Below are 1,346 nucleotides of genomic sequence, written 5' to 3' on the forward strand. Positions count from 1 at the left end.
CGAGCAACGAGCCGCCCGTACCCCAAACCGACTCAGGTGATCAAGTAGAGAATACTAAGGCGATCGAGACAACCATGGTTAAGGAACTCGGCAAAATGCCCCCGTAACTTCGGGAGAAGGGGGGCCGGATCCGTGAACCCACTTGCTGGGGGAAGCGGTGATGGCCGCAGAGACCAGGGGAAAGCGACTGTTTACTAAAAACACAGGTCCGTGCGAAGTTGTAAGACGATGTATACGGACTGACTCCTGCCCGGTGCTGGAAGGTTAAGAGGACCGGTTAGACACGCAAGTGTCGAAGCTGAGAATTTAAGCCCCAGTAAACGGCGGTGGTAACTATAACCATCCTAAGGTAGCGAAATTCCTTGTCGGGTAAGTTCCGACCTGCACGAATGGAGTAACGACTTTCCCACTGTCTCAACCATGGACTCGGCGAAATTGCACTACGAGTAAAGATGCTCGTTACGCGCGGCAGGACGGAAAGACCCCGGGACCTTTACTATAGTTTGGTATTGGTGTTTGGTACGGCTTGTGTAGGATAGGTGGGAGACTGTGAAACCCTCACGCCAGTGGGGGTGGAGTCAACGTTGAAATACCACTCTGGTCGTACTAGATGTCTAACCTAGGTCCGTTATCCGGATCAGGGACAGTGCCTGATGGGTAGTTTAACTGGGGCGGTTGCCTCCTAAAATGTAACGGAGGCGCTCAAAGGTTCCCTCAGCCTGGTTGGCAATCAGGTGGCGAGTGTAAGTGCACAAGGGAGCTTGACTGTGAGACAGACATGTCGAGCAGGGACGAAAGTCGGAACTAGTGATCTGGCCACGGCATGTGGAAGCGTGGTCACTCAACGGATAAAAGGTACCCCGGGGATAACAGGCTGATCTTCCCCAAGAGTCCATATCGACGGGATGGTTTGGCACCTCGATGTCGGCTCGTCGCATCCTGGGGCTGGAGTAGGTCCCAAGGGTTGGGCTGTTCGCCCATTAAAGCGGCACGCGAGCTGGGTTTAGAACGTCGTGAGACAGTTCGGTCCCTATCCGCCGCGCGCGCAGGAAACTTGAGAAAGGCTGTCCCTAGTACGAGAGGACCGGGATGGACGAACCTCTGGTGTGCCAGTTGTTCTGCCAAGAGCACGGCTGGTTGGCTACGTTCGGAAGTGATAACCGCTGAATGCATCTAAGCGGGAAGCACGTTTCAAGATGAGGTTTCCCACCCAACAATGGGGTAAGGCCCCCCACAGAACATGGGGTTGATAGGCCGGAGGTGTACAGCAGTAATGCCCAGCCGACCGGTACTAATAGGCCGAGGGCTTGTCCCAACCACGTACAAAACCACACACACGTGTGCGG

General features: G+C 54.9%; 1 rRNA gene (running past one end of the window). It reads left to right on the forward strand.

The features are described from left to right. Positions 1-1,315, forward strand: a 23S ribosomal RNA gene (locus AC3A3L_RS21625) (it extends 1,916 nt beyond the left edge of the window). Positions 1,316-1,346: the final 31 nt, after the last annotated feature.

Source organism: Nocardioides sp. Soil_C_8 (assembly GCF_057656315.1).